Source organism: Trichlorobacter ammonificans, from assembly GCF_933509905.1.
Taxonomy (GTDB): Bacteria; Desulfobacterota; Desulfuromonadia; order Geobacterales; family Pseudopelobacteraceae; genus Trichlorobacter; species Trichlorobacter ammonificans.
The window spans coordinates 1197411-1215503 of record NZ_OW150024.1; the positions used below are offsets into that span (position 1 = coordinate 1197411).

General features: G+C 61.1%; 18 protein-coding genes and 1 tRNA gene. 12 read left to right on the top strand and 7 right to left on the bottom strand.

Annotated elements, in window-relative coordinates:
• Positions 1-26: 26 nt before the first annotated feature.
• The 3 genes from RAK07_RS05395 to rpsF are packed head-to-tail and all read right to left on the bottom strand — an operon-like array spanning position 27 to position 1743.
• A complete protein-coding gene (locus tag RAK07_RS05395) occupies positions 27-992 on the bottom strand; it encodes a YybS family protein (RefSeq protein WP_305731820.1) in 966 nt (321 codons plus the stop codon).
• A 13-nt stretch (positions 993-1005) separates the two neighbouring features.
• Positions 1006-1344, bottom strand: coding sequence for a 30S ribosomal protein S18 (rpsR, locus tag RAK07_RS05400; RefSeq protein ID WP_305731821.1), 339 nt, complete (start codon positions 1342-1344; stop codon positions 1006-1008).
• A gap of 21 nt (positions 1345-1365) precedes the next feature.
• The gene (rpsF, locus tag RAK07_RS05405) at positions 1366-1743 is read right to left on the bottom strand and encodes a 30S ribosomal protein S6 (RefSeq protein ID WP_305731822.1); all 378 of its coding nucleotides are present in this window, start codon (positions 1741-1743) and stop codon (positions 1366-1368) included.
• 254 nt (positions 1744-1997) lie between these two features.
• Between rpsF and RAK07_RS05410 the strand changes: the two genes are divergently transcribed.
• Both RAK07_RS05410 and RAK07_RS05415 read left to right on the top strand, forming a co-directional pair.
• On the top strand, positions 1998-2609 hold the full coding sequence (locus RAK07_RS05410) for a hypothetical protein (protein WP_305731823.1): 612 nt from the start codon (positions 1998-2000) through the stop codon (positions 2607-2609).
• Between the two features lie 52 nt (positions 2610-2661).
• A complete protein-coding gene (locus RAK07_RS05415) occupies positions 2662-3849 on the top strand; it encodes a pyridoxal phosphate-dependent aminotransferase (protein ID WP_305731824.1) in 1188 nt (395 codons plus the stop codon).
• Between the two features lie 142 nt (positions 3850-3991).
• Here RAK07_RS05415 and RAK07_RS05420 read toward each other — a convergent pair whose 3' ends face one another.
• Together RAK07_RS05420 and RAK07_RS05425 are read right to left on the bottom strand one after the other, a co-directional pair.
• Positions 3992-4879 (bottom strand): carbon-nitrogen hydrolase, encoded by an 888-nt coding sequence (locus RAK07_RS05420; protein ID WP_305731825.1) that lies wholly within the window; start codon positions 4877-4879, stop codon positions 3992-3994.
• The gene (locus RAK07_RS05425; RefSeq protein ID WP_305731826.1) at positions 4876-5898 is read right to left on the bottom strand and encodes an agmatine deiminase family protein; all 1023 of its coding nucleotides are present in this window, start codon (positions 5896-5898) and stop codon (positions 4876-4878) included. Before RAK07_RS05425 ends, RAK07_RS05420 begins: the two co-directional genes overlap by 4 nt.
• Before the next feature lie 143 nt (positions 5899-6041).
• Between RAK07_RS05425 and ispE the strand changes: the two genes are divergently transcribed.
• The 10 genes from ispE (at position 6042) to lptG (ending at position 13963) form a co-directional block, all read left to right on the top strand.
• On the top strand, positions 6042-6887 hold the full coding sequence (gene ispE, locus RAK07_RS05430) for a 4-(cytidine 5'-diphospho)-2-C-methyl-D-erythritol kinase (protein WP_305733481.1): 846 nt from the start codon (positions 6042-6044) through the stop codon (positions 6885-6887).
• A 25-nt stretch (positions 6888-6912) separates the two neighbouring features.
• Positions 6913-6987 (top strand) — tRNA-Gln (locus RAK07_RS05435).
• A gap of 39 nt (positions 6988-7026) precedes the next feature.
• Entirely contained in the window at positions 7027-7971 is a 945-nt protein-coding gene (locus RAK07_RS05440; protein ID WP_305731827.1) for a ribose-phosphate pyrophosphokinase, read from the top strand.
• 55 nt (positions 7972-8026) lie between these two features.
• Positions 8027-8608: a 50S ribosomal protein L25 gene (locus RAK07_RS05445; protein ID WP_305731828.1), complete on the top strand. Its 582-nt coding sequence runs from the start codon at positions 8027-8029 to the stop codon at positions 8606-8608.
• Between the two features lie 60 nt (positions 8609-8668).
• Complete coding sequence (gene pth, locus RAK07_RS05450) at positions 8669-9250, top strand: aminoacyl-tRNA hydrolase (RefSeq protein WP_305731829.1); 582 nt, start codon at positions 8669-8671, stop codon at positions 9248-9250.
• Positions 9251-9256: 6 nt separating this feature from the next.
• Positions 9257-10351 (top strand): redox-regulated ATPase YchF, encoded by a 1095-nt coding sequence (gene ychF, locus RAK07_RS05455; protein ID WP_305731830.1) that lies wholly within the window; start codon positions 9257-9259, stop codon positions 10349-10351.
• Between the two features lie 151 nt (positions 10352-10502).
• Positions 10503-11081 (top strand): rubrerythrin, encoded by a 579-nt coding sequence (gene rbr, locus RAK07_RS05460; protein ID WP_305731831.1) that lies wholly within the window; start codon positions 10503-10505, stop codon positions 11079-11081.
• 68 nt (positions 11082-11149) lie between these two features.
• Complete coding sequence (locus RAK07_RS05465; RefSeq protein WP_305731832.1) at positions 11150-11530, top strand: desulfoferrodoxin; 381 nt, start codon at positions 11150-11152, stop codon at positions 11528-11530.
• A gap of 211 nt (positions 11531-11741) precedes the next feature.
• Positions 11742-12887, top strand: coding sequence for an LPS export ABC transporter permease LptF (lptF, locus tag RAK07_RS05470; protein ID WP_305731833.1), 1146 nt, complete (start codon positions 11742-11744; stop codon positions 12885-12887).
• Positions 12887-13963 carry an LPS export ABC transporter permease LptG gene (lptG, locus tag RAK07_RS05475; RefSeq protein WP_305731834.1) on the top strand — a complete coding sequence of 359 codons (1077 nt, stop codon included), beginning with the start codon at positions 12887-12889 and terminating at the stop codon, positions 13961-13963. Before lptF ends, lptG begins: the two co-directional genes overlap by 1 nt.
• Here the strand turns inward: lptG and RAK07_RS05480 are convergent.
• Together RAK07_RS05480 and RAK07_RS05485 are read right to left on the bottom strand one after the other, a co-directional pair.
• A complete protein-coding gene (locus tag RAK07_RS05480; RefSeq protein ID WP_305731835.1) occupies positions 13950-16931 on the bottom strand; it encodes an ATP-binding protein in 2982 nt (993 codons plus the stop codon). The two genes, lptG and RAK07_RS05480, sit on opposite strands and share 14 nt — an antisense overlap.
• 173 nt (positions 16932-17104) lie before the next feature.
• The gene (locus RAK07_RS05485; RefSeq protein ID WP_305731836.1) at positions 17105-18013 is read right to left on the bottom strand and encodes a LysR family transcriptional regulator; all 909 of its coding nucleotides are present in this window, start codon (positions 18011-18013) and stop codon (positions 17105-17107) included.
• Positions 18014-18093 lie beyond the last annotated feature (80 nt).

The window sequence follows — 18093 nt, forward strand, 5'->3', positions numbered from 1 at the left end:
GTTTGTTTCTCCTTTCAAGCCTGTGCTTACAGGTTTTCTTCCGGCGATTTGCGCGGGGTGCGGAAGTCACCCCAGAGGTCGAAAATGCCGATGATCGCGACGATCATCGCCAGATAGGGTTGCGTCAGCAGCAGTATGGCCAGAAACGCCTTGAGCAGGCCGCGGTAGTCGCTCCGGTCCATCAGGCTGAGCAGGACGGCCAGTCCTTGTATGAAGTAGACAACTCCCAGCACTACCAGCAGATTCAGCGCCGGCGTGGTGACCAGCGGGCTGGGAGCCAGCATGGCGAAGCCGGCGACGATGGCCGGCCAGACCAGCAGTTCGGGAGCCCGGAACTCCTTGAACGGTACCGAGACCAGGGCAAGGGAACGCCGGGCGGCGGCGCGGTGGAAAAGGCCGGTGGTGATGATGCAGACCGCCAGCAGGTTCAGGGTCGCCAGGGCTGGATAGATGCGCAGCATCACCTGACCGATGGACTCCATGCCGCTTTTCAGGGTTTCCCTGTCCTGTTCGGCCAGGCCGGGAGCCTCATAAAGCTTCATGGCCTGCTGCAGTCCCTGCTGTATTTCCTTTTCGATGAACTGCTGCGGGTTGAAGCCGGTGGTCACGCTGATGACGGTTACCAGCAGTGCCATCAGCACCATCGCTGCGAGGGTACTCCAGAGTACGGTACGGGCCGGAGTGAAACCGCGCAGGGAAAGGTCGGCAACCAGAAATCCCGCAAGCCCGCATTGAGCAAAGTACCAAGCGGCGACCAGCGGGGAGAAGGCCAGTGCGATCAGCGCTCCCCCGATAATGGTGGCCGCCAGTGCCGCGGCACGGGAACCCTGCAACCGGACCAGGGTAAGCGGGACAGCGGCAAGGAAGGCGGTGAGGAAGCCGATGAACGGTACCACCAGGCCGGTGGCGAAGAGCAGGGCCGAAAGGGCTGCTCCAAGAAGGGCGGCGACCAGTTGACGGCCGCCGCCCGGTGCTGGCGTGCTTTCGCTCATTGAATAGCCGTGGTTACGGCAGGTTGTGACCTGCTGCGATCGGCAGCAGTGCCAGGGTGCGGGCCCGCTTGATCGCTTCGGTAATGTCACGCTGATGGCGTGCGCAGTTGCCGGAAATACGGCGGGGCACGATCTTGCCGCGCTCGGTCACGAAGTACCGAAGCGTACGGGGATCTTTATAATCGATCACCTGGTCCTTTTCAGCGCAGAACCGGCATACCTTGCGGCGCTGGAAGGGGCGCTTCTTGCGGGGACCGCCGGGACCGCGATCGGGGCGGGGGCCGCCGGGACGGCCCGCAGGACGCGGAGCGGAAGAAGACGGATAGGTTGTCGTCGTTGTGGTTTCACTCATTGCAGTCATCCTCCAGGAACGTTATTCAGCCGCGGTCTCGGCAGCTTCTGAAACTTCGGGCGCCTCGGAAACATCGGCAGCCGGCTTGCGCTCGGCCACTTTCTTTTCCGGCTCGTTGGTGATGTTGACGCTCAGGTAGCGCAACACCTTTTCGTCGAGCCGCAGGCGTCGTTCCAGTTCGGCCACCAGTTCGGCCCCGCCGTCAAAGCGAAGGTAGAAATAGCGTCCACGGGGGAACTTGCGGATCGGGTAGGCCAGCTTGCGGGCCCCCCAGTCGTCCAGCCGGTGCAGAGCGCCGTTGTAGGCGGCGATCACGTCCTGGGCCTTGCCGGTGATGGTTTTGATATCATCGTCGGCGAGGTCCGGCTGGAGGATGAAGATGGTTTCGTACTTCCTCATGTTGGGTAATCCTCCTCTCGGATTGGTAGCCCCGGTCGCGCCGGAGCAAGGAGTGGGCAGCACCAAGGCTGCTTTTCGCGAACAGTTCTTATAGCCCATAGTTGGCTGATTATGCAATATTTTTTTTGAATTTTTCCGCAAGGCACGGGCCGTGCGATTGCAACTCGCATCTTGCCACCTGTCCGGCCTGATGTTATTACAGGCACAGAGGCTATTACATACATTGCGTTGTTGTGGGCACAAAGGAGGTATTTATGTTCAGTGCTGCTTTGAAATCGTTCGGATATGTGGCGCTTGGCGCGCTGATGCTGGCGCTGGCAGGCTGTGCGTCGTCGGATATTCTGCTGAAGCCGGCCTATCAACCGGTGGGAACTGCTGCGGGGAAGGGGGGCGTCGTGGTGCTTGCCGCCCAGCTTGACGAAGGACGTGCCGATGCCCGTGTGCAGTGGATACTCGGCGAGGTGCGGGATTCGGGGGGCAAGATCAAGGGGAACGTGGTCAGCGACACCTCGCCGCTGGTGCTGGTACGTAACGCCTTGCAGCAGGAACTGCTGCGGGCCGGCTACACGGTTCAGGTTGTTGATGCCCTGCCGAAAGGGGTGGCGCGTGGTGTTGTCCTGAACGGGATCGTGATGAAGCTCGACGAGCTTTCCTCCCTGGTGAAAAGTGAGGCCGATTGCCGGATCAGCTTCGCGGTGGAGGTCTGGAAAGACGGCATCAGGACCAATACCCTTTCCTTTGAATCCCGAAGCACCGACTTCGCGGTCAAGGATCGCGAAAAGCTGCATTACGAGGTGATGCAGAAGGCGCTCGGCTCGGCCTTTTCCCGCGCCGTGCCGGCACTGGTTGATCAGCTGGGCAAATAGGGACTTCTGAAAAGGTTGGTTACATATTCCACGTAAGCAAGGAGTAGCAGTAATGGCCATCGCGAACAAGATAGCAGGACACCTTTCCCGTTCTTCCTGGATCCGCAAGATGTTCGAGGAGGGAGAACGGCTGCGCCGCGAACACGGTGCCGACCGGGTGTTCGATTTTACCCTGGGTAATCCGGAGGTGGAGCCTCCCGCCTCATTCAAGGCGGCTCTGTGCGACCTGGCAACCAATCCGCTGCCGGGAATGCACCGCTACATGAACAATGCCGGTTACCAGGAGACCCGGGCGGCGGTTGCCGCGCGGGTCTCCCGGGAATCGGGACTGCCGGTGACAGCGGACGAGGTGATCATGACCTGCGGCGCCGGCGGCGCCCTCAACGTGGTATTGAAGGCGATCCTCAATCCTGGCGAGGAGGTGATTATTCTCGCTCCCTACTTCGTGGAGTACAAGTTCTATATCGACAACCACGGCGGTGTGCCGGTGGAAGTCTGGACCGACCGGGAAACCTTCCGCCTGGACTTGGCCGCCATTGAGCTGGCGATCACGCCGAAGACCCGCGCCATCATCATCAATACCCCCAACAATCCCACCGGCGTGATCTACCGGGCCGACGAGCTGGCCGCTCTGGGGGCGTTGGTGTCCTCGGTCCAGCGGAAAAGCGGCCACCATATCTACGTCATATCCGACGAGCCGTACGCTCGGCTGGCCTACGACGGCCAGCCGGTTCCCAGTGTCTTTCCCCTGATCGAAAACAGCGTGGTGGTCAGTTCCCACAGCAAGGATCTTGCCCTCCCCGGAGAACGGATCGGCTATCTAGCCGCCAACCCCCGCATGGCAACAGCTCCCCAATTCATCGAGGCGGCGGTTTTCTGCAACCGCACCCTGGGGTTCGTCAACGCCCCGGCCCTGTTGCAGCGCTTGGTGGCCGGTCTGCAGGATGAGTCGGTGGATATTGCCGCCTACCAGGAAAAGCGCGATCTTCTGTACGACAAGCTGACCTCCCTCGGTTTCTCCCTGGTGAAGCCTGACGGTGCTTTTTACCTCTTTCCCAAATCACCCATCGCGGATGACGTGGAGTTTGTCAAGCTGGCCCAGAAACACCTGATCCTGCTGGTGCCCGGCTCTGGTTTCGGCGCGCCGGGATACTTCCGGATCGTTTACTGCGTTGACCGGGAGACGATTCTGCGCAGCTTTGCCGCCTGGGAGGCCCTGGCCCGAGAGCTGAAGATGTAGTCTTGGGGAGTTTTGCGGAACGTGCCAAGGTTGCTCAAAAATAGTCGGATCATATCCGCGAGACACGTCCCTCCTTGTGCGGTGTAGCCTTGCCACGCCGCACAAGAGGGGCTTTCGGGGAGGGCGGCGATTCAGCAGCCGGTCAGTCGAGAAAACGGCGGCTTAACCCCTGGTAGGCGTCGATGCGCCGGTCCCGCAGAAACGGCCAGATGCGCCGTACCGTTTCCGATCGCCCCAAGTCGATTTCCGCCAGCAGCAGTTCCTCGCGATCAGTCCCCGCCTGTGCCAGTAGTTCTCCCTGCGGTCCCGCCACGAAGCTGGTTCCCCAGAAGTCGATCCCCCCGGCCCGTTCATCGGGTGACGGTTCGAAACCGACCCGGTTCACGGCGACGAGCGGCAGGCCGTTGGCAACGGCATGGCCCCGCTGTACCGTGATCCAGGCGTCCCGCTGCCGCTGTTTTTCGGCATCGTCATCCGCCGGGTCCCAGCCGATGGCGGTGGGGTAGATCAGCAGGTCGGCACCGGCAAGGGCCATCAGCCGCGCCGCCTCCGGGTACCACTGATCCCAGCAGACCAGTACCCCAAGGGTGCCCACCGACGTGCGGATCGGCGTAAAACCCAGATCGCCGGGAGTGAAGTAGAATTTTTCGTAAAAGGCGGGGTCGTCGGGGATATGCATCTTGCGGTAGGTGCCGGCGATGCTGCCGTCCCGTTCGAACACCACGGCGGTGTTGTGGTAGAGGCCGGGGGCCCGGCGCTCGAAGAGCGAGGTGACCAGTACGATCCCCAGGTCGGCGGCCAGGCTGCCGAACAGCTCCGTGGAAGGACCGGGGATCGTTTCCGCCCGGTCGAACTGGCCGGTTGCCTCGGTCTGGCAGAAGTAGGGGCCGGTATGCAGCTCCTGCAGTACCACCAGCCGGGCACCGGCGGCCGCGGCCTGCCGTATTCGTTCGCCGGTGGCGGCGGTGACGGTCGCGTAGTCGCCGAAGGCGGTCTGTTGTACCAGGGCGGTGCGCAGGGTTTGACTCATGGCAGGGTTCCTTTCGGCAACTGCATGGTGACGCAGTGCAGTGAGCCGTGCTGTCTGATCAGCACGCGACAGTCGATGCCGATGATCTCCCGTCCCGGAAAGGCCAGGGCGATCATGGCCAGGGCCGCGCTGTCCGCCGGGTCGTCGTAGGTGGGGACCAGCACGGCACCGTTTACCACCAGGAAGTTGGCGTAGGTGGCCGGCAGCCGCTGTCCGTCGTCGTCGTAGCGGGGGGCGGGCCAGGGGAGCGGCAGCAGGCGGTAGGGGCGGCCCTCGGCGGTGCGCAGGGCGACCAGTTCCTGCTCCATCAACTTCAGTTCGGCAAAATGTTCGTCCCGCGGGTCCGGGCAGGAAACGTAGGCAATGGTGTCGTCCGGGCAGAGGCGGGCCAGGGTGTCGATATGGGCGTCGGTGTCGTCTCCGGCCAGCCAGCCGTGCTCCAGCCAGAGCACACGCCGGGCTCCGAGCAACCCTGCCAAGGCTTCCTCGATATCCAGTCGGGTGAGCTGCGGGTTGCGGTTGGGAGAGAGCAGGCACTGGCTGGTGGTCAGGATGGTGCCCCGGCCGTCGCTTTCCACACTCCCGCCCTCCAGCACCAAGCCGATGGTGTTGAGGCGGGGAAGAAGAAAGTCGTTCTGCTTGAGCAGCCGGCTAACCTGATTGTCACGGTCTGCCGCGAATTTCAGCCCCCAGCCGTTGAAGCCGAAATCCAGCATCACCGGTGTGCCGTTGACCAGTACCGTCAGGGGGCCGAAGTCGCGGGTCCAGGTGTCGTTGGTGGGGAACCGGGCGACGGTGAACCGTGACGGCTCCACGCCGGCATCGGTAAGGATGGCGCCCACGGCATCGGCATCCGGGGTTACCACCAGCACCCGCTCAAAACGGCAGATGGCCCGGACCAGGGCGAGATAGCACTGTCCGACCTCTTCCAGAAGTTCGGTCCAGTCGGTTGCGGCATGGGGCCAGGCCAGCAGTATGCCGTCCTGCTCCTCCCATTCGGCGGGTAGTCGAATCTGCATCGGTTCCGTATCTCCTTGCAAGGGTAGGGGCGTAAGTATAGAGACAAAGCATCACCGTCGCAAGCGCTTTGCCCTTGCCAACGTCCCCGCTATGGTTTAGGTTTCGAAACGATAGTATTCAGAGAAACGAGGAGTCTCCCATGCTGCACAGCGTCACCCTGCAGGCCCCCGCCAAGGTCAACTACCGACTCGACGTGGTGGGCAGGCGGCCCGACGGCTACCACGACCTGCGCATGATCATGCAGCAGGTCAACCTCTGTGATGAGATCACCATCAGCCGTTCCGTCACGCCCGGCATCCGGGTAAGCTGTGGCGCCGCCCATGTGCCCGACGGCGAAGAGAACATCGCCTGGAAGGCGGCCCGCGCCCTGCTGGAGCTGTCCGGAGCGGATACCGGCATTGAGGTGCATATTACCAAGCGTATTCCGGTTGCCGCCGGTCTGGGCGGCGGCAGCAGCGACTGCGCCACCGTGCTGCAGGGATTGAACGACTTGCTGGAGCTGGGGCTTTCCCGTGAGCGCCTGATGGAAATCGGCGTCAGGCTGGGTGCGGACGTTCCCTTTTTTCTCTTCGGGACGACCGCCCGTGCCGAGGGGATCGGTGAGCTCCTTACGCCGCTGGCGGCGATACCCTCGCTCTGGGTGGTGCTGGTGAACCCCAATGTGCCGGTTTCAACCGCCTGGGTGTACAGAAATTTGCAGTTGACACGGAAGGAACCTCTGGCTAAACTTCCTGACTCTTTTGATGATGTTGCCGCACTCTGTGCTGTTCTGTCCAACGACCTCGAGTCGGTAACCATCCCGGCTTTTCCCGTAATCGGCGAAATTAAGGAGCTCCTCCGTTCACTGGGGGCGGCGGCGGCCATGATGTCCGGCAGCGGTCCCACGGTGTTCGGCCTTTTTGTCGAGGAAGCCGCGGCGCGAGCGGCGGCCGACGCCATAGGGCACCAGCAGCCCGGCTGGTTTGCGGTAGCAGTCGAAACGCTCTGAGCGGAAGATGTTGATCGGCATCTACAGGGGTGTCGCCAAGCGGTAAGGCACCGGATTTTGATTCCGGCATTCCTAGGTTCGAATCCTGGCACCCCTGCCAATTTTATTCATGTATCGGTAGTTTCGAAAGGTCATTGTCATGTACGACAAAATCAGGGTCTTTTCCGGCAACTCCAATCCTGCCCTGGCGCAGAGAATCTGCGAAGTGCTGGGAGTACCTCTGGGCAATGCCGGCGTCAAAACCTTTTCCGATGGCGAGGTAATGGTGGAGATCCGGGAGAACGTCCGGGGACGGGACGTCTACTTGGTGCAGTCCACCTGCGCCCCTACCAACAACAACCTGATGGAGCTGCTGGTGATGATGGATGCCATGAAGCGCGCTTCCGCTGCCACCATCACCGCCGTCATCCCCTACTACGGCTATGCCCGCCAGGATCGGAAGGCGGCACCCCGTACGCCGATTTCCGCCAAGCTGGTGGCGGACCTGCTCACCACCGCCGGTGCCGACCGGGTGGTGACCATTGATCTGCACGCCGGCCAGATTCAGGGGTTTTTCGATATTCCGGTGGACAACCTCTATGCGGCGCCGGTGATGCTCTCCTACCTGAAGGAGCGGTTTGCCGGGCAGAACGTGGTCATGGTCAGCCCCGACGCCGGCGGCGCCGAGCGGGCACGGGCTTTTGCCAAGCGTCTGGAGTGTCCGATGGCGATGATCGACAAGCGGCGTACCGCTCCCAACGTTGCCGAGGTGATGCACCTGATCGGCGATGTCAAGGACAAGATCGCCATCATCCTTGACGACATGATCGACACCGCCGGCACCCTGACCCAGGCTGCCGGAGCGCTCAAGCAGAACGGGGCGGCAGCCATTTTCGCCTGCGCCACCCACGGCGTGCTCTCCGGTCCGGCCATTGACCGGATCAACGGCTCGGTGATCGAGGAAGTCGTGCTGACGGATACGGTTCCGCTCGGCGACAAGGGCGCGCGCACCTCCAAGGTCAAGGTGCTGTCCGTCGCCTCGTTGCTGGCAGAGGCGATCAGGCGTATTCACGAAGACGAATCGGTCAGTTCGCTGTTCGATTGACAGGAATCCATATTACAGCGGAGCCGCGTGCGGCCGACCGCGTCGGGAGGAAGCGATGCAACAGACACAAATGACAGTGGAAATCCGTACCAGCACCGGCAAGGGAATCAGCCGTAAACTGCGTGCAGCCGGCCGTATTCCCGGCGTTGTCTATGGACGCGGCATGGAGCCGGTAGCGGTCAGTATCGAACCCAAGGCCCTGGCAGCCGCCGTTGCCGGGGAAGGCGGCATGAACAACCTGATCACCCTGCAGTGCAACGGTGACCTGAATCAGGCGGTGGTGATCGTTGCCGACCTGCAGCGGGATCCCCTGAAGGGCACTGCCGAGCACGTTGACCTGCACCGGGTGAACATGTCCGAGAAGGTGCGGGTGAACGTGCCGATTCTGCTGAAAGGAACGGCAGCCGGGGTTAAGGAGGGCGGTCTGCTGGACGTGGATACTCACACGCTGCATGTGGAATGTCTTCCGGGCCAGATTCCGGAGCATATTGAGGTCGATGTGACCAACCTCAAGATCGGCCAGACACTGCATGTGCAGGATCTTGTGCTGCCTGCCGGGGTTAAGTGCCTGGGCAATGCCACCAATCCGATTGTTGGCGTGCTGGGCAAGGCCAAGGAAGAGGCGGCAGCCGAGTAAGGCTTCAGCAGCGGGCCGCAACGGTGCTGAACCGTTGCGGCCCGCAAGCGTTCACCTGCCATGGAAACACTTCTCATCGCAGGGCTGGGCAATCCCGGCCCCAAGTATCACTGGACCCGCCACAACGCGGGTTTTCTGTTTCTGGACCGGATTGCGGCCCTGGAAGGGATATCCCTTGCCCGCAAGCAATTCGGCGGCCTGACCGGTGTCTGGGAGCGCAAGGACAAGCGGCTGGTGCTGCTGCAACCCCAGACCTTCATGAACCTCTCCGGTCGCTCGGTGTTGCCGGCGCTGCAGTTCTACAAGCTGAAGCCCGAGCAGTTGATCGTGGTGCATGACGAGGTGGACCTGCCCCTGGGAACGGTCCGCCTGAAGCAGGGGGGGGGACACGGCGGCCACAACGGCCTGCGCTCCATCATGGAACTGCTGGGCAAGGGCGACTTCCTGCGGCTGCGGATCGGCATCGGCAAGCCGCAGTTCGGTGAGGTCAGCGATTACGTGCTGGGCACCTTTCCCCCTGCAGAGATGGAGATCGTGGCCCGTGTGCTGGACGGTGCTCTCGACATGCTGGAAACCGCCCTGGACGCAGGGGTGCCCAAGGCGATGAGCCTCTATAACAACAGGAACTACCGGGAAGGATAACGGATCATGGGTTTCAACTGCGGCATCGTCGGCCTGCCCAACGTGGGCAAGTCCACCATTTTCAACGCCATCACCTCCGCCGGGGCCGAGTCGGCCAACTATCCCTTCTGCACCATTGACCCCAATGTGGGGATCGTGCAGGTGCCGGATCCGCGCATCGATCAACTGGCAGGTATCGTTAATCCCCAGAAGTGTCAGTACACCACCATCGAGTTCGTCGATATCGCCGGTCTGGTGAAAGGGGCCAGCGCCGGTGAAGGGCTGGGGAACCAGTTTTTGGGACATATCCGCTCGGTGGATGCCGTGGTGCATGTGGTGCGCTGCTTCGACGACGCCAATGTGGTGCATGTGGCCGGCAAAGTTTCTCCTGCCGACGATATCGAGGTGATCAATACCGAACTGGCTCTGGCCGACCTGGATACCCTGGAGAAGAAAGTACTGCGTGCCGAGAAGCTGGCCCGCAGCGGCGACAAGAAGGCCAAGGAGGAAGTGACCTTCTACGAGCGGGTAAAGGGGCTGCTGGAACAGGGAAAAAAAGTGCGTGATTGCGCCGAGAACGAGGACGAGCGGCTCTGGCTGCGGGACCTGCATCTGCTCACCGCCAAGCCGGTACTCTACGTGGCCAACGTTGCCGAGGACGACTTGGCCGGCAGTCACCCCTTTGTGGCCCAAGTGCGCGACATTGCCGCTGCCGAAGCTGCCGGTGTGGTGGTGATCTGCGGCAAGCTGGAATCGGAAATCGCCGAGCTGGAAGGGGAGGAGAAGCAGGCATTCCTGCAGGAGATGGGACTTGAGGAGTCGGGACTGGACCGGCTGATCCGCGCCGGCTACGACCTGCTGGGGCTGATCACCTACTTTACCGCCGGGGTCAAGGAGGTGCGGGCTTGGACCATTACCAGGGGGACCAAGGCGCCCCAGGCGGCCGGCGTGATCCACTCCGACTTTGAAAAAGGGTTCATCCGGGCCGAGGTGATCGGTTTCGACGACTACATCGCCTGCAGCGGCGAGGCCGGTGCGAAGGAAAAGGGTTTGATGCGGCTGGAGGGGAAGGAGTACGTCGTGAAGGACGGCGATGTGATGCACTTCCGGTTCAACGTGTAGCCGTTTCAGGTGAAGACGCGTGGGGAGACGATCGTTCTCCCCATTGTTTTCAGGTGATTAAGGACAAGATCAATCTTTTTATTGCAAACGAAAAATTCTGAGGTAGAGTGATAACGTTGATTGCATATCACGCAATGCCGAGGAGGAAACGATGGCAGCATCAGTCAAGGGGACCAAAACGGAAAAAAACCTGTTGAAATCCTTTGCCGGCGAGAGCCAGGCCCGTAATCGCTATACCTATTTTGCCGCTGTGGCGAAAAAAGAGGGCTACGTCCAGATCGCCGATATCTTTGAAGAGACCGCCCACCAGGAGAAGGAGCATGCCAAGCGTTTCTTCAAGTTTCTGGAGGGGGGAGATCTGGAGATAACCGCCTGTTTTCCGGCGGGAAAAATCGGTACTACCGCGGAAAACCTGCTGGCCGCGGCCTGCGGCGAACATGAGGAGCATACCGAGCTGTACCCGGCCTTTGCCGCAACCGCCAGGGAGGAGGGATTTGTTGAGATCGCTGCGGTCTGGAATGCCATCTCCGTGGCGGAGAAACAGCATGAGAAGCGGTACCGCGACCTGCTGGCCAACCTTGAGGCGGGCCGGGTCTTTGTCCGCGACCGGGTGGTGGTCTGGCGCTGCCGCAACTGCGGGTATCTGCACAGTAGCACCGACGCTCCCGAAATCTGCGCGGCCTGCGCCCATCCCAAGGCCCATTTCGAACTGCTGGCGGAAAACTGGTAGCTGAGACCTTCAGACCGTATCCCGGCACCATGGCCGGATACCCAATCATACCCAAGGAGGAACATCCCATGCCGAAGCGTCTTGAAGTGTACAAGTGTCAACATTGCGGCAACATCATCGAAGTCATGGTCGGCGGCGGCGCCAGCATTGTCTGCTGCGGCGAGAACATGCAGCTCCAGACGGAAAACACGGTTGACGCCTCGAAAGAGAAGCATGTACCGGTGATCGAAAAGGGGAACGGCACCATCACGGTCAAGGTGGGGAGCGTTGCCCATCCGATGGAGGAGAAACATTACATCCAGTGGATCGAACTGATTGCCGACGGCAAGGTCTACCGCCAGTTCCTGGAGCCGGGACAGGCGCCGGAAGCCACCTTCTGCGTCACCGCACAGAACGTTACGGCCCGTGAGTACTGTAACCTTCACGGCCAGTGGAAATCCGAGGCCTAGACGAGCGTCATCTGTTTTCGTTCTGGGCACGTCAGATTCGTGCTGATTTAGTGCGACGTACCTGACAGTTCGTCTCCGCATCAGCACTCATCTGCGGCACCCATGCTCGAAAAATCTAACGCTCTTCAACGAAATCATGTTGCAAAGGGGGCGTCCCGCGGGACGCCCCCTTTCTTTACACGCATCCCCACATCATGTATCATCCCGCACCATGAGACACCGTATCATCAGCCGTTACCTGATCCGCGAGATCGCGGGCATCTTTATTCTCGGCCTCGTCATATTCACGCTGGTGCTGCTGATGGGCCGCATGGTCAAGCTGATGGAAATGGTGGTGTCGCACGGCATGCCGTTCTCCGAGGTGGCACGACTGATCGCCCTGCTGCTTCCTTCCTTCCTGGTCCTGACCATTCCCATGGCCTTTCTGCTGGCGGTACTGCTGGCCTTTGGCCGACTGTCCAGCGACAACGAAATCACCGTGCTGAAAGCGGGGGGCTTGAGCCTGCATGCGCTGCTGCCGCCGGTGCTGATCGCCGCCGTTCTGGCGGCGGGGCTGACCCTTTTCGTCAGCCTGGTGGCGGTGCCGTGGGGCAACAGCGGTTTCAAGCGCATGACGGTGGAAATTGCCCGTACCTACGCCGCTACGGCGATCCAGGAGCGGATATTCCGGGACGATATTCCCGGCATCGTACTCTACGTCGATCATTTTGACGAAGCAACGCGACGGATGGAACGGGTCATGATCCAGGACGGTCGCAATCCGGAGCGCCCCCTGACCATTTTTGCCCAAAACGGCGTCGTGGCGCCGGATGATGCCAGCGGTGACCTGCGCATCCTGTTGCGCTCGGGCAGTATCCATACCTCTGGTTCCGGCGGGGACTACCGTCTGATCACCTTTGACGAGTATCACCTGAGTGCCGAGGTGGGCCGGAGAAGCGCACCCGCCCGCAGCGAGATCGATATGGGAGTTGCCGAGCTGTACCGCTCGGCCCGGAATCCACAGCTGCCGTACCCGCTTCGGACCAGGATGCTGACCGAACTGCACAGCCGCTTTGCCTTTCCCTGCGCCGTCTTTGTTTTCGCCCTGCTGGCGCTCCCCCTGGGACTGCAGAACCGCCGCTCCGGCAAGACTTCCGGCTTCACGGTCAGCATCCTGATCCTGTTGCTTTACTACGTTTTGCTCACTTTTCTGCGTACCCTGGCGGAAAAAGGTGCTATTCCCCCCTTCGCGGCTGCCTGGCTGCCCAACCTGCTGTTCGGCGGTATCGGTTTCGCCCTGCTCCGGCTGGCTGCTGCGGAGCGAAATCTGCGGGATATCCTGACCGGCTGGGTGCCGGGGAAACGGAGGGGGGCCTGATGGGCATCGTCAGTCGGTACGTTGCACGTACCTGGTGCAGGCTCTTCGTAGTCTGCCAGGGAGGATTCCTGACGGTCTATCTGATTCTGGATTTCATGGAAAAGCTGGGACGCTTTCTGAAAGCCGGGGCCAGCTTCGGCCAGATCGGAACGTTCTTTCTGTTCAAAATTCCGGAAATGGTGGGACAGACCATGCCCTTTGCCGTGCTGATGGCGACCTTGCTGGCGCTGGGGCTGCTCTCCCGCAGCAGCGAGCTGACGGCACTGCGCAGTTGTGGCCGCTCCATCCCGCAGATCGTGATGCCGATCCTGCTTCTGGGGGCGGTCTGTAGTGGTTTCATGCTGTTCAACGCCGAGTTCGTCGTGCCGGATAGCTACCGTCGCATGGAGTATGTCGAGAAGGTGCTGATCCGCAAGCAGGGGATCAATACCTTCTTCCGGCTCAACAACATCTGGTTCCGTTCGGAGGAGCGCATACTCCAGGCCAGTGTTTTCGATCCCCAGGCCCGCATGCTGAAAGGGGTTACGGTTTGGGAGCTGTCGCCGGCGATGGAGCCGCTGCGGCGACTCGATGCTGAGCAGGCGGTGCCGGTGGCCGGGGGGTGGCGACTGGAGCGGGTGACCGACCGTACGTTTTCAAGCGGGGGAGCGGTACGGAAGCTGGCGGTCCTTGCACTTCCCCTTTCCCTCAAGGTGGATGATCTGCGGGTGCTGGACAACAACGCCGATAACCTAAGCTTCCGCCAGTTGCGCGAATATGCCCACAGTCTTGAAAAAGGAGGCTATGCGGCGGGGCGTTGGCTAACCATGATGCACGCCAAGATCGCCGTGCCGTTCAGCGGTGTGGTAATGGTGCTGCTGGGAATCCCCTTTGCGCTCAGGACTGGGCGCTCCGGCGGCGTGGCCATGGGGGTGGGGGCCGGTGTCGCTATCGGTTTTGCCTATTTCATCATCAATGCCGCCATACAGTCCTATGGCCGCAGCGGCGTACTCCCCCCCGTGGTCGCCGCCTGGGGGGCCAACCTGATCTTCGTGCTGACCGGCATCTGGCTGTCCATGACGGTCAGGCAGCAGTAGCGCAGACCCGCTTCATCTCTTCATGCAGCAGGCCCAGATCCAGCGGTTTGGAAACGTAACCGTCGAACCCCGATGCCAGCAGATGCTCCCGGTGCTCGGTCAGGGCATGGGCCGTCAGGGCAATGATCGGCGTATGACGCCCCTGTTCCCGCTCCTGTTCCCGGATGATCCGCGTGGCCTCGATTCCGTCCATGACCGGCATCTGCACATCCATCAGGATAACGTCGAACCTGCCGTCGCGCCACCGTTCCAGGGCGGCGGCACCGTCCGGCACGGGGATGACCTCATGGGAAAAACGCTGTAGCAGGCGGGTCGTCATTTCGCGGTTGGTTCGGCTGTCGTCGGCAAGCAGAATGCGCAGTGTCCTGCCCTCCCAGGCCGGAATTTTCGCAACCGGCTCTGTCCGTTCCGCCAGGGAAGCGGGCAGTTCTTCGATACGAAACGGCAGAACGACGTGGAACGCGCTGCCCTCCCCCTCGCGGCTTTCAACCGACAGCTCCCCTTCCATCAGCCCCACCAGCCGCCTGCAGATGGAGAGTCCCAGACCCGTGCCGCCGAACCGGCGGGTGGTTGAGGCATCGGCCTGGCTGAACGGTGCAAATATCTGCTCCAACAGTTCCGCCCTGATGCCGATGCCGGTGTCGATGACGCTGAAACGAAGGCGTACGGCAGCGTATTCATGCGCACAGCTCGCCACCTGCAGCCGTATGGTGCCGGATTCGGTGAATTTGATGGCATTGCCCACCAGGTTGAACAGTATCTGTTTCAGGCGCAACTGATCGCCGATCAACTGGTCCGGAAGCGCATGCCCGACGTCGACCGAGAGGGTGAGCCCCTTTGCGCGTATTCGCGCCTCCTGCGGCCCGATCACGTCGCTGATGCAGCCGCGCAGTCTGAACGGCGTATGCTCCAGCTCGATCTTGCCCGCTTCGATTTTGGAGATGTCCAGTACGTCGTTGATCAGCGAGATCAGGTTTCGCGCCTCGGTTTCGATATTTTCCAGGTACTGTTCCTGCTCCCCGGTCAGGCTGGTGAAGCGCAACAACTGGGCGTTGCCGATGACGCCGTTCATGGGGGTGCGAATTTCGTGACTCATGTTGGCGAGAAATTCGCTCTTGGCCGAATTGGCCGCCTCGGCGGCGGCCTTTGCCGCACGCAGTTCTTCCTCGACCCGTTTGCGCTCGGTGATATCCCTGACAAAGGCGCAGTTGCGAACCGCATCCTCGAAATGGACGTAGTTGGCCACGATTTCCACCGGAATCAACCGCCCGTCCCTGGCACGCTGCGTCGATTCGAAGGTCAGGGTTCCCTGCTGTTCGAGCTCCCTGAAATGCCGGGGCCAGAGTTCCGCATTGTATTGGGCATCAATGTCGGGGACCGATAGTTGCAGGATCTCTTCACGATTGTAGCCGAGCAGACGGCAGGCGGCCGGGTTGACATCGACGATGCGGGCGTCCGGCGCGATCCAGTAGATGGCGTCCGATGCCGCCTCCACGCTGACACGGGTAAGCCGCAGCGCATCCTCAAGCTGCTTGCGTTCGGTGATATCCGTGGATGAACCGTACAGAACCAGTTCGTCCCCTGTCCGGCCCGCTTCGCAGTGGCATGTTTCGGAGATCCAGCGCACGACTCCATCCCTGGTGACCAACCTGAATTCGATCTGCTTCCTGTCGCCCGGCACCAGGCTGAACAGGTGCGCGGCAACCCGCTCCCGGTCGTCCGGATGCACCAGGGGAAGCCAGCATCCCAGTGCGTAAATCTCTTCAGCGCGGTATCCCGAGATGCTCTTCACCGCACCGCCGATCCAGGTTATTCTGAACGGCTCCGTTCTCCTGCGGATGCATTTATGGACAAAATCCGAGGTCAGCCGGGCGATGCGGCGATAGTTCTGTTCGCTGGCTTTCAGCCGTTCTTCCGATTTCAGTCGCTCGGTAACCTGTTCCTGCAACTCTGCGGTCCGCTCGCGGACCCGTTCCTCCAGTTGACTGGTCAGGTCCCTCAAGGCCGCTTCCGCCTTTTCCCGCTCCTGCAGTTCCTCCCGCAGCGACGCCGTGCGTTCGTTGACCGTCGTGCGCAGCAGATAGTTCCAGTAGACGACGAGAACCAGCAGAACCATGCAGAGAGAAGCCAGGGCGGTGCTGATGAAAAGGACGCTTGGACGCCATTTTTGCCCTTCGATGTGAATCCAGCGGTTGATGGCCTGTTTGCGCTCTTTGGCGCTGATGACAGCCAGTCCCTTGTTCAGAATCGCCTGCAGTTCCGGCCAGTCCTTGCGGATGCCGATCCCCCAGCGATAGTCGAAATCGGTGGTGCCGGCCAGATGGAGGTTGGTAATCCCGGACTCCTGGGCGTAGAAGGTGGCGTTGGCCATGTTTTCCACATAGGCATCCACCATCCCCAGCGACACCTTGGCAAGTCCGGTGGCGATGTCGGGAACAACGTCGAGGATAATATCGGGGTAGTGGGATTGCAGCATGTCGTGGGCCGTATAGTTGGAAACCACGGCCACCTTTTTCCCCGCAAGTTGTTTCAGGGTGAGGGATTCAGCGGAACCGCTGCGGGTAAAGATGCCTCCGGGAATAGTCACCAGGGGATCGCTGAAGAGCGCGAACCGCTCCCGGTCGGGGGTTCTGACCATGGCTCCCAGCAGATCCACTTCGTGGTTTTTGAATCTGGCCAGGGCATCGTCCCAGTTCCGGGGACGGACAATGGTTATCGTTATGCCGAGTTTTTTTTCGAGAATACGGATGATGTCGGCTGCTGCCCCCTGGTAGGTGCCGTGCGCGTCGAAATACTCGATCGGTTTGAAATCGGGATCGGGAGCCAGGGTGATGACCGGATGGGCTTTCAGCCACTGCTGTTCGGCAGCGGTGAGTGTCACCGGGGAGGGCTGGTGTTCCGCCAACCCGCTGCTCACAGGGAGCAACAGTGCCGTAATCAGCAGGACCAGAGTCTGCAGCAAACGCATGGGGTCACCTTCAGGGGGCGTACCACGACCAACATGGTCGCGTCATGCGCTCAGAGTCTAGCAGAGTTTTGAGAAAATGCTCGCGGAGAAAAGGAAGGCCTGCCTGCTGCGGGCGGGACGTCGGGCTGGAAACGGGCTTCTGAACGAGGAGTGCGTCGGCTTGCCCGGCCGCCTCAGGAGGGGGCTGCGCTGCTTTCGAAGGCGGCCCTGATCTGCTGCACGAAATCCTGCAAGAGCGGTGAGGCGGCGGATGAGCGGCCCAGCAGCATGGTTCGCTGCTGGATATGCCGGAAACCGGGAATCCGGTGCATCCTGAGAATTCCGCTCCGCACCTGCTGTTCAACCAGTGAGCGTGATGTGAAGGTGATGCCGTTTCCTTCCGATACGGTGTCGATGATCAGGTGGAGGTCGGCACAGACGACGGTGCGGACGAACTCAGAGCAGCTCCTGCCGATGCTCTTCATGTTGTGGGCCAGCAACCTGCTTGAGCAGCAGCCTTCCATCCGTACGTACAGGTCGTGGCGGAGCAGGTCGTCGATGGCCGCGTCTTCCTTCAGGCCGAGGGAGGGGGCGCTTACAAATACCAGTTCGTCGTCCGGCAGGGGAACGCTTTCGAATCCTTCCAGATCGTACTGCTCGAAATGCTCGATGATTCCGGCCTGATAGCTGCCGGCACGCAGCCCTTCGATCACCTTGTCCGGCAGTTCGAAAAAGAATTTGATGCCCGAGATGGAGGAGTGGGAAAGCATGAACCGCTTCATGATCTCCGGCAGGTAGGCGATGCCGAAGGCCGGGGTGCAGCAGAAGCTGACGCCGGGGTTCTGTTTCAGGTCCAATATGCGTTGGGTCAGTTCCCGCTCCAGATTCAGAATGCGGGTTGCCCTTTCGAGAACGATCCTGCCGGCTTCGGTGGGAGCCAGCACCGGGCTGCTTCGGTCCAGCAGCTGGACGCCGTAATGTTCCTCAAGAAGTTGTATCCGGCGGGAAACCGTTGACTGGGTGACGAACAGGTTTTCGGCGGCCCGGGAAAAACTGCCCATCGCTACCGTCTCCACAAGGGTTTTGAAACAGTCCAGCTGCATCTCCCACCTCCCTGCCTCTGCTCATGCGTTTTCCGCATAGTAACATGCAAATATTTCGTTTTCAATATATATGAAGTTGT

Bases quoted from the DNA above. Each gene is read 5' to 3' on its own strand.
- RAK07_RS05395 (WP_305731820.1), bottom strand. From the start codon at position 992: ATGAGCGAAAGCACGCCAGCACCGGGCGGCGGCCGTCAACTGGTCGCC.
- rpsR (WP_305731821.1), bottom strand. From the start codon at position 1,344: ATGAGTGAAACCACAACGACGACAACCTATCCGTCTTCTTCCGCTCCG.
- rpsF (WP_305731822.1), bottom strand. From the start codon at position 1,743: ATGAGGAAGTACGAAACCATCTTCATCCTCCAGCCGGACCTCGCCGAC.
- RAK07_RS05410 (WP_305731823.1), top strand. From the start codon at position 1,998: ATGTTCAGTGCTGCTTTGAAATCGTTCGGATATGTGGCGCTTGGCGCG.
- RAK07_RS05415 (WP_305731824.1), top strand. From the start codon at position 2,662: ATGGCCATCGCGAACAAGATAGCAGGACACCTTTCCCGTTCTTCCTGG.
- RAK07_RS05420 (WP_305731825.1), bottom strand. From the start codon at position 4,879: ATGAGTCAAACCCTGCGCACCGCCCTGGTACAACAGACCGCCTTCGGC.
- RAK07_RS05425 (WP_305731826.1), bottom strand. From the start codon at position 5,898: ATGCAGATTCGACTACCCGCCGAATGGGAGGAGCAGGACGGCATACTG.
- RAK07_RS05440 (WP_305731827.1), top strand. From the start codon at position 7,027: ATGTACGACAAAATCAGGGTCTTTTCCGGCAACTCCAATCCTGCCCTG.
- RAK07_RS05445 (WP_305731828.1), top strand. From the start codon at position 8,027: ATGCAACAGACACAAATGACAGTGGAAATCCGTACCAGCACCGGCAAG.
- pth (WP_305731829.1), top strand. From the start codon at position 8,669: ATGGAAACACTTCTCATCGCAGGGCTGGGCAATCCCGGCCCCAAGTAT.
- ychF (WP_305731830.1), top strand. From the start codon at position 9,257: ATGGGTTTCAACTGCGGCATCGTCGGCCTGCCCAACGTGGGCAAGTCC.
- rbr (WP_305731831.1), top strand. From the start codon at position 10,503: ATGGCAGCATCAGTCAAGGGGACCAAAACGGAAAAAAACCTGTTGAAA.
- RAK07_RS05465 (WP_305731832.1), top strand. From the start codon at position 11,150: ATGCCGAAGCGTCTTGAAGTGTACAAGTGTCAACATTGCGGCAACATC.
- lptF (WP_305731833.1), top strand. From the start codon at position 11,742: ATGAGACACCGTATCATCAGCCGTTACCTGATCCGCGAGATCGCGGGC.
- lptG (WP_305731834.1), top strand. From the start codon at position 12,887: ATGGGCATCGTCAGTCGGTACGTTGCACGTACCTGGTGCAGGCTCTTC.
- RAK07_RS05480 (WP_305731835.1), bottom strand. From the start codon at position 16,931: ATGCGTTTGCTGCAGACTCTGGTCCTGCTGATTACGGCACTGTTGCTC.
- RAK07_RS05485 (WP_305731836.1), bottom strand. From the start codon at position 18,013: ATGCAGCTGGACTGTTTCAAAACCCTTGTGGAGACGGTAGCGATGGGC.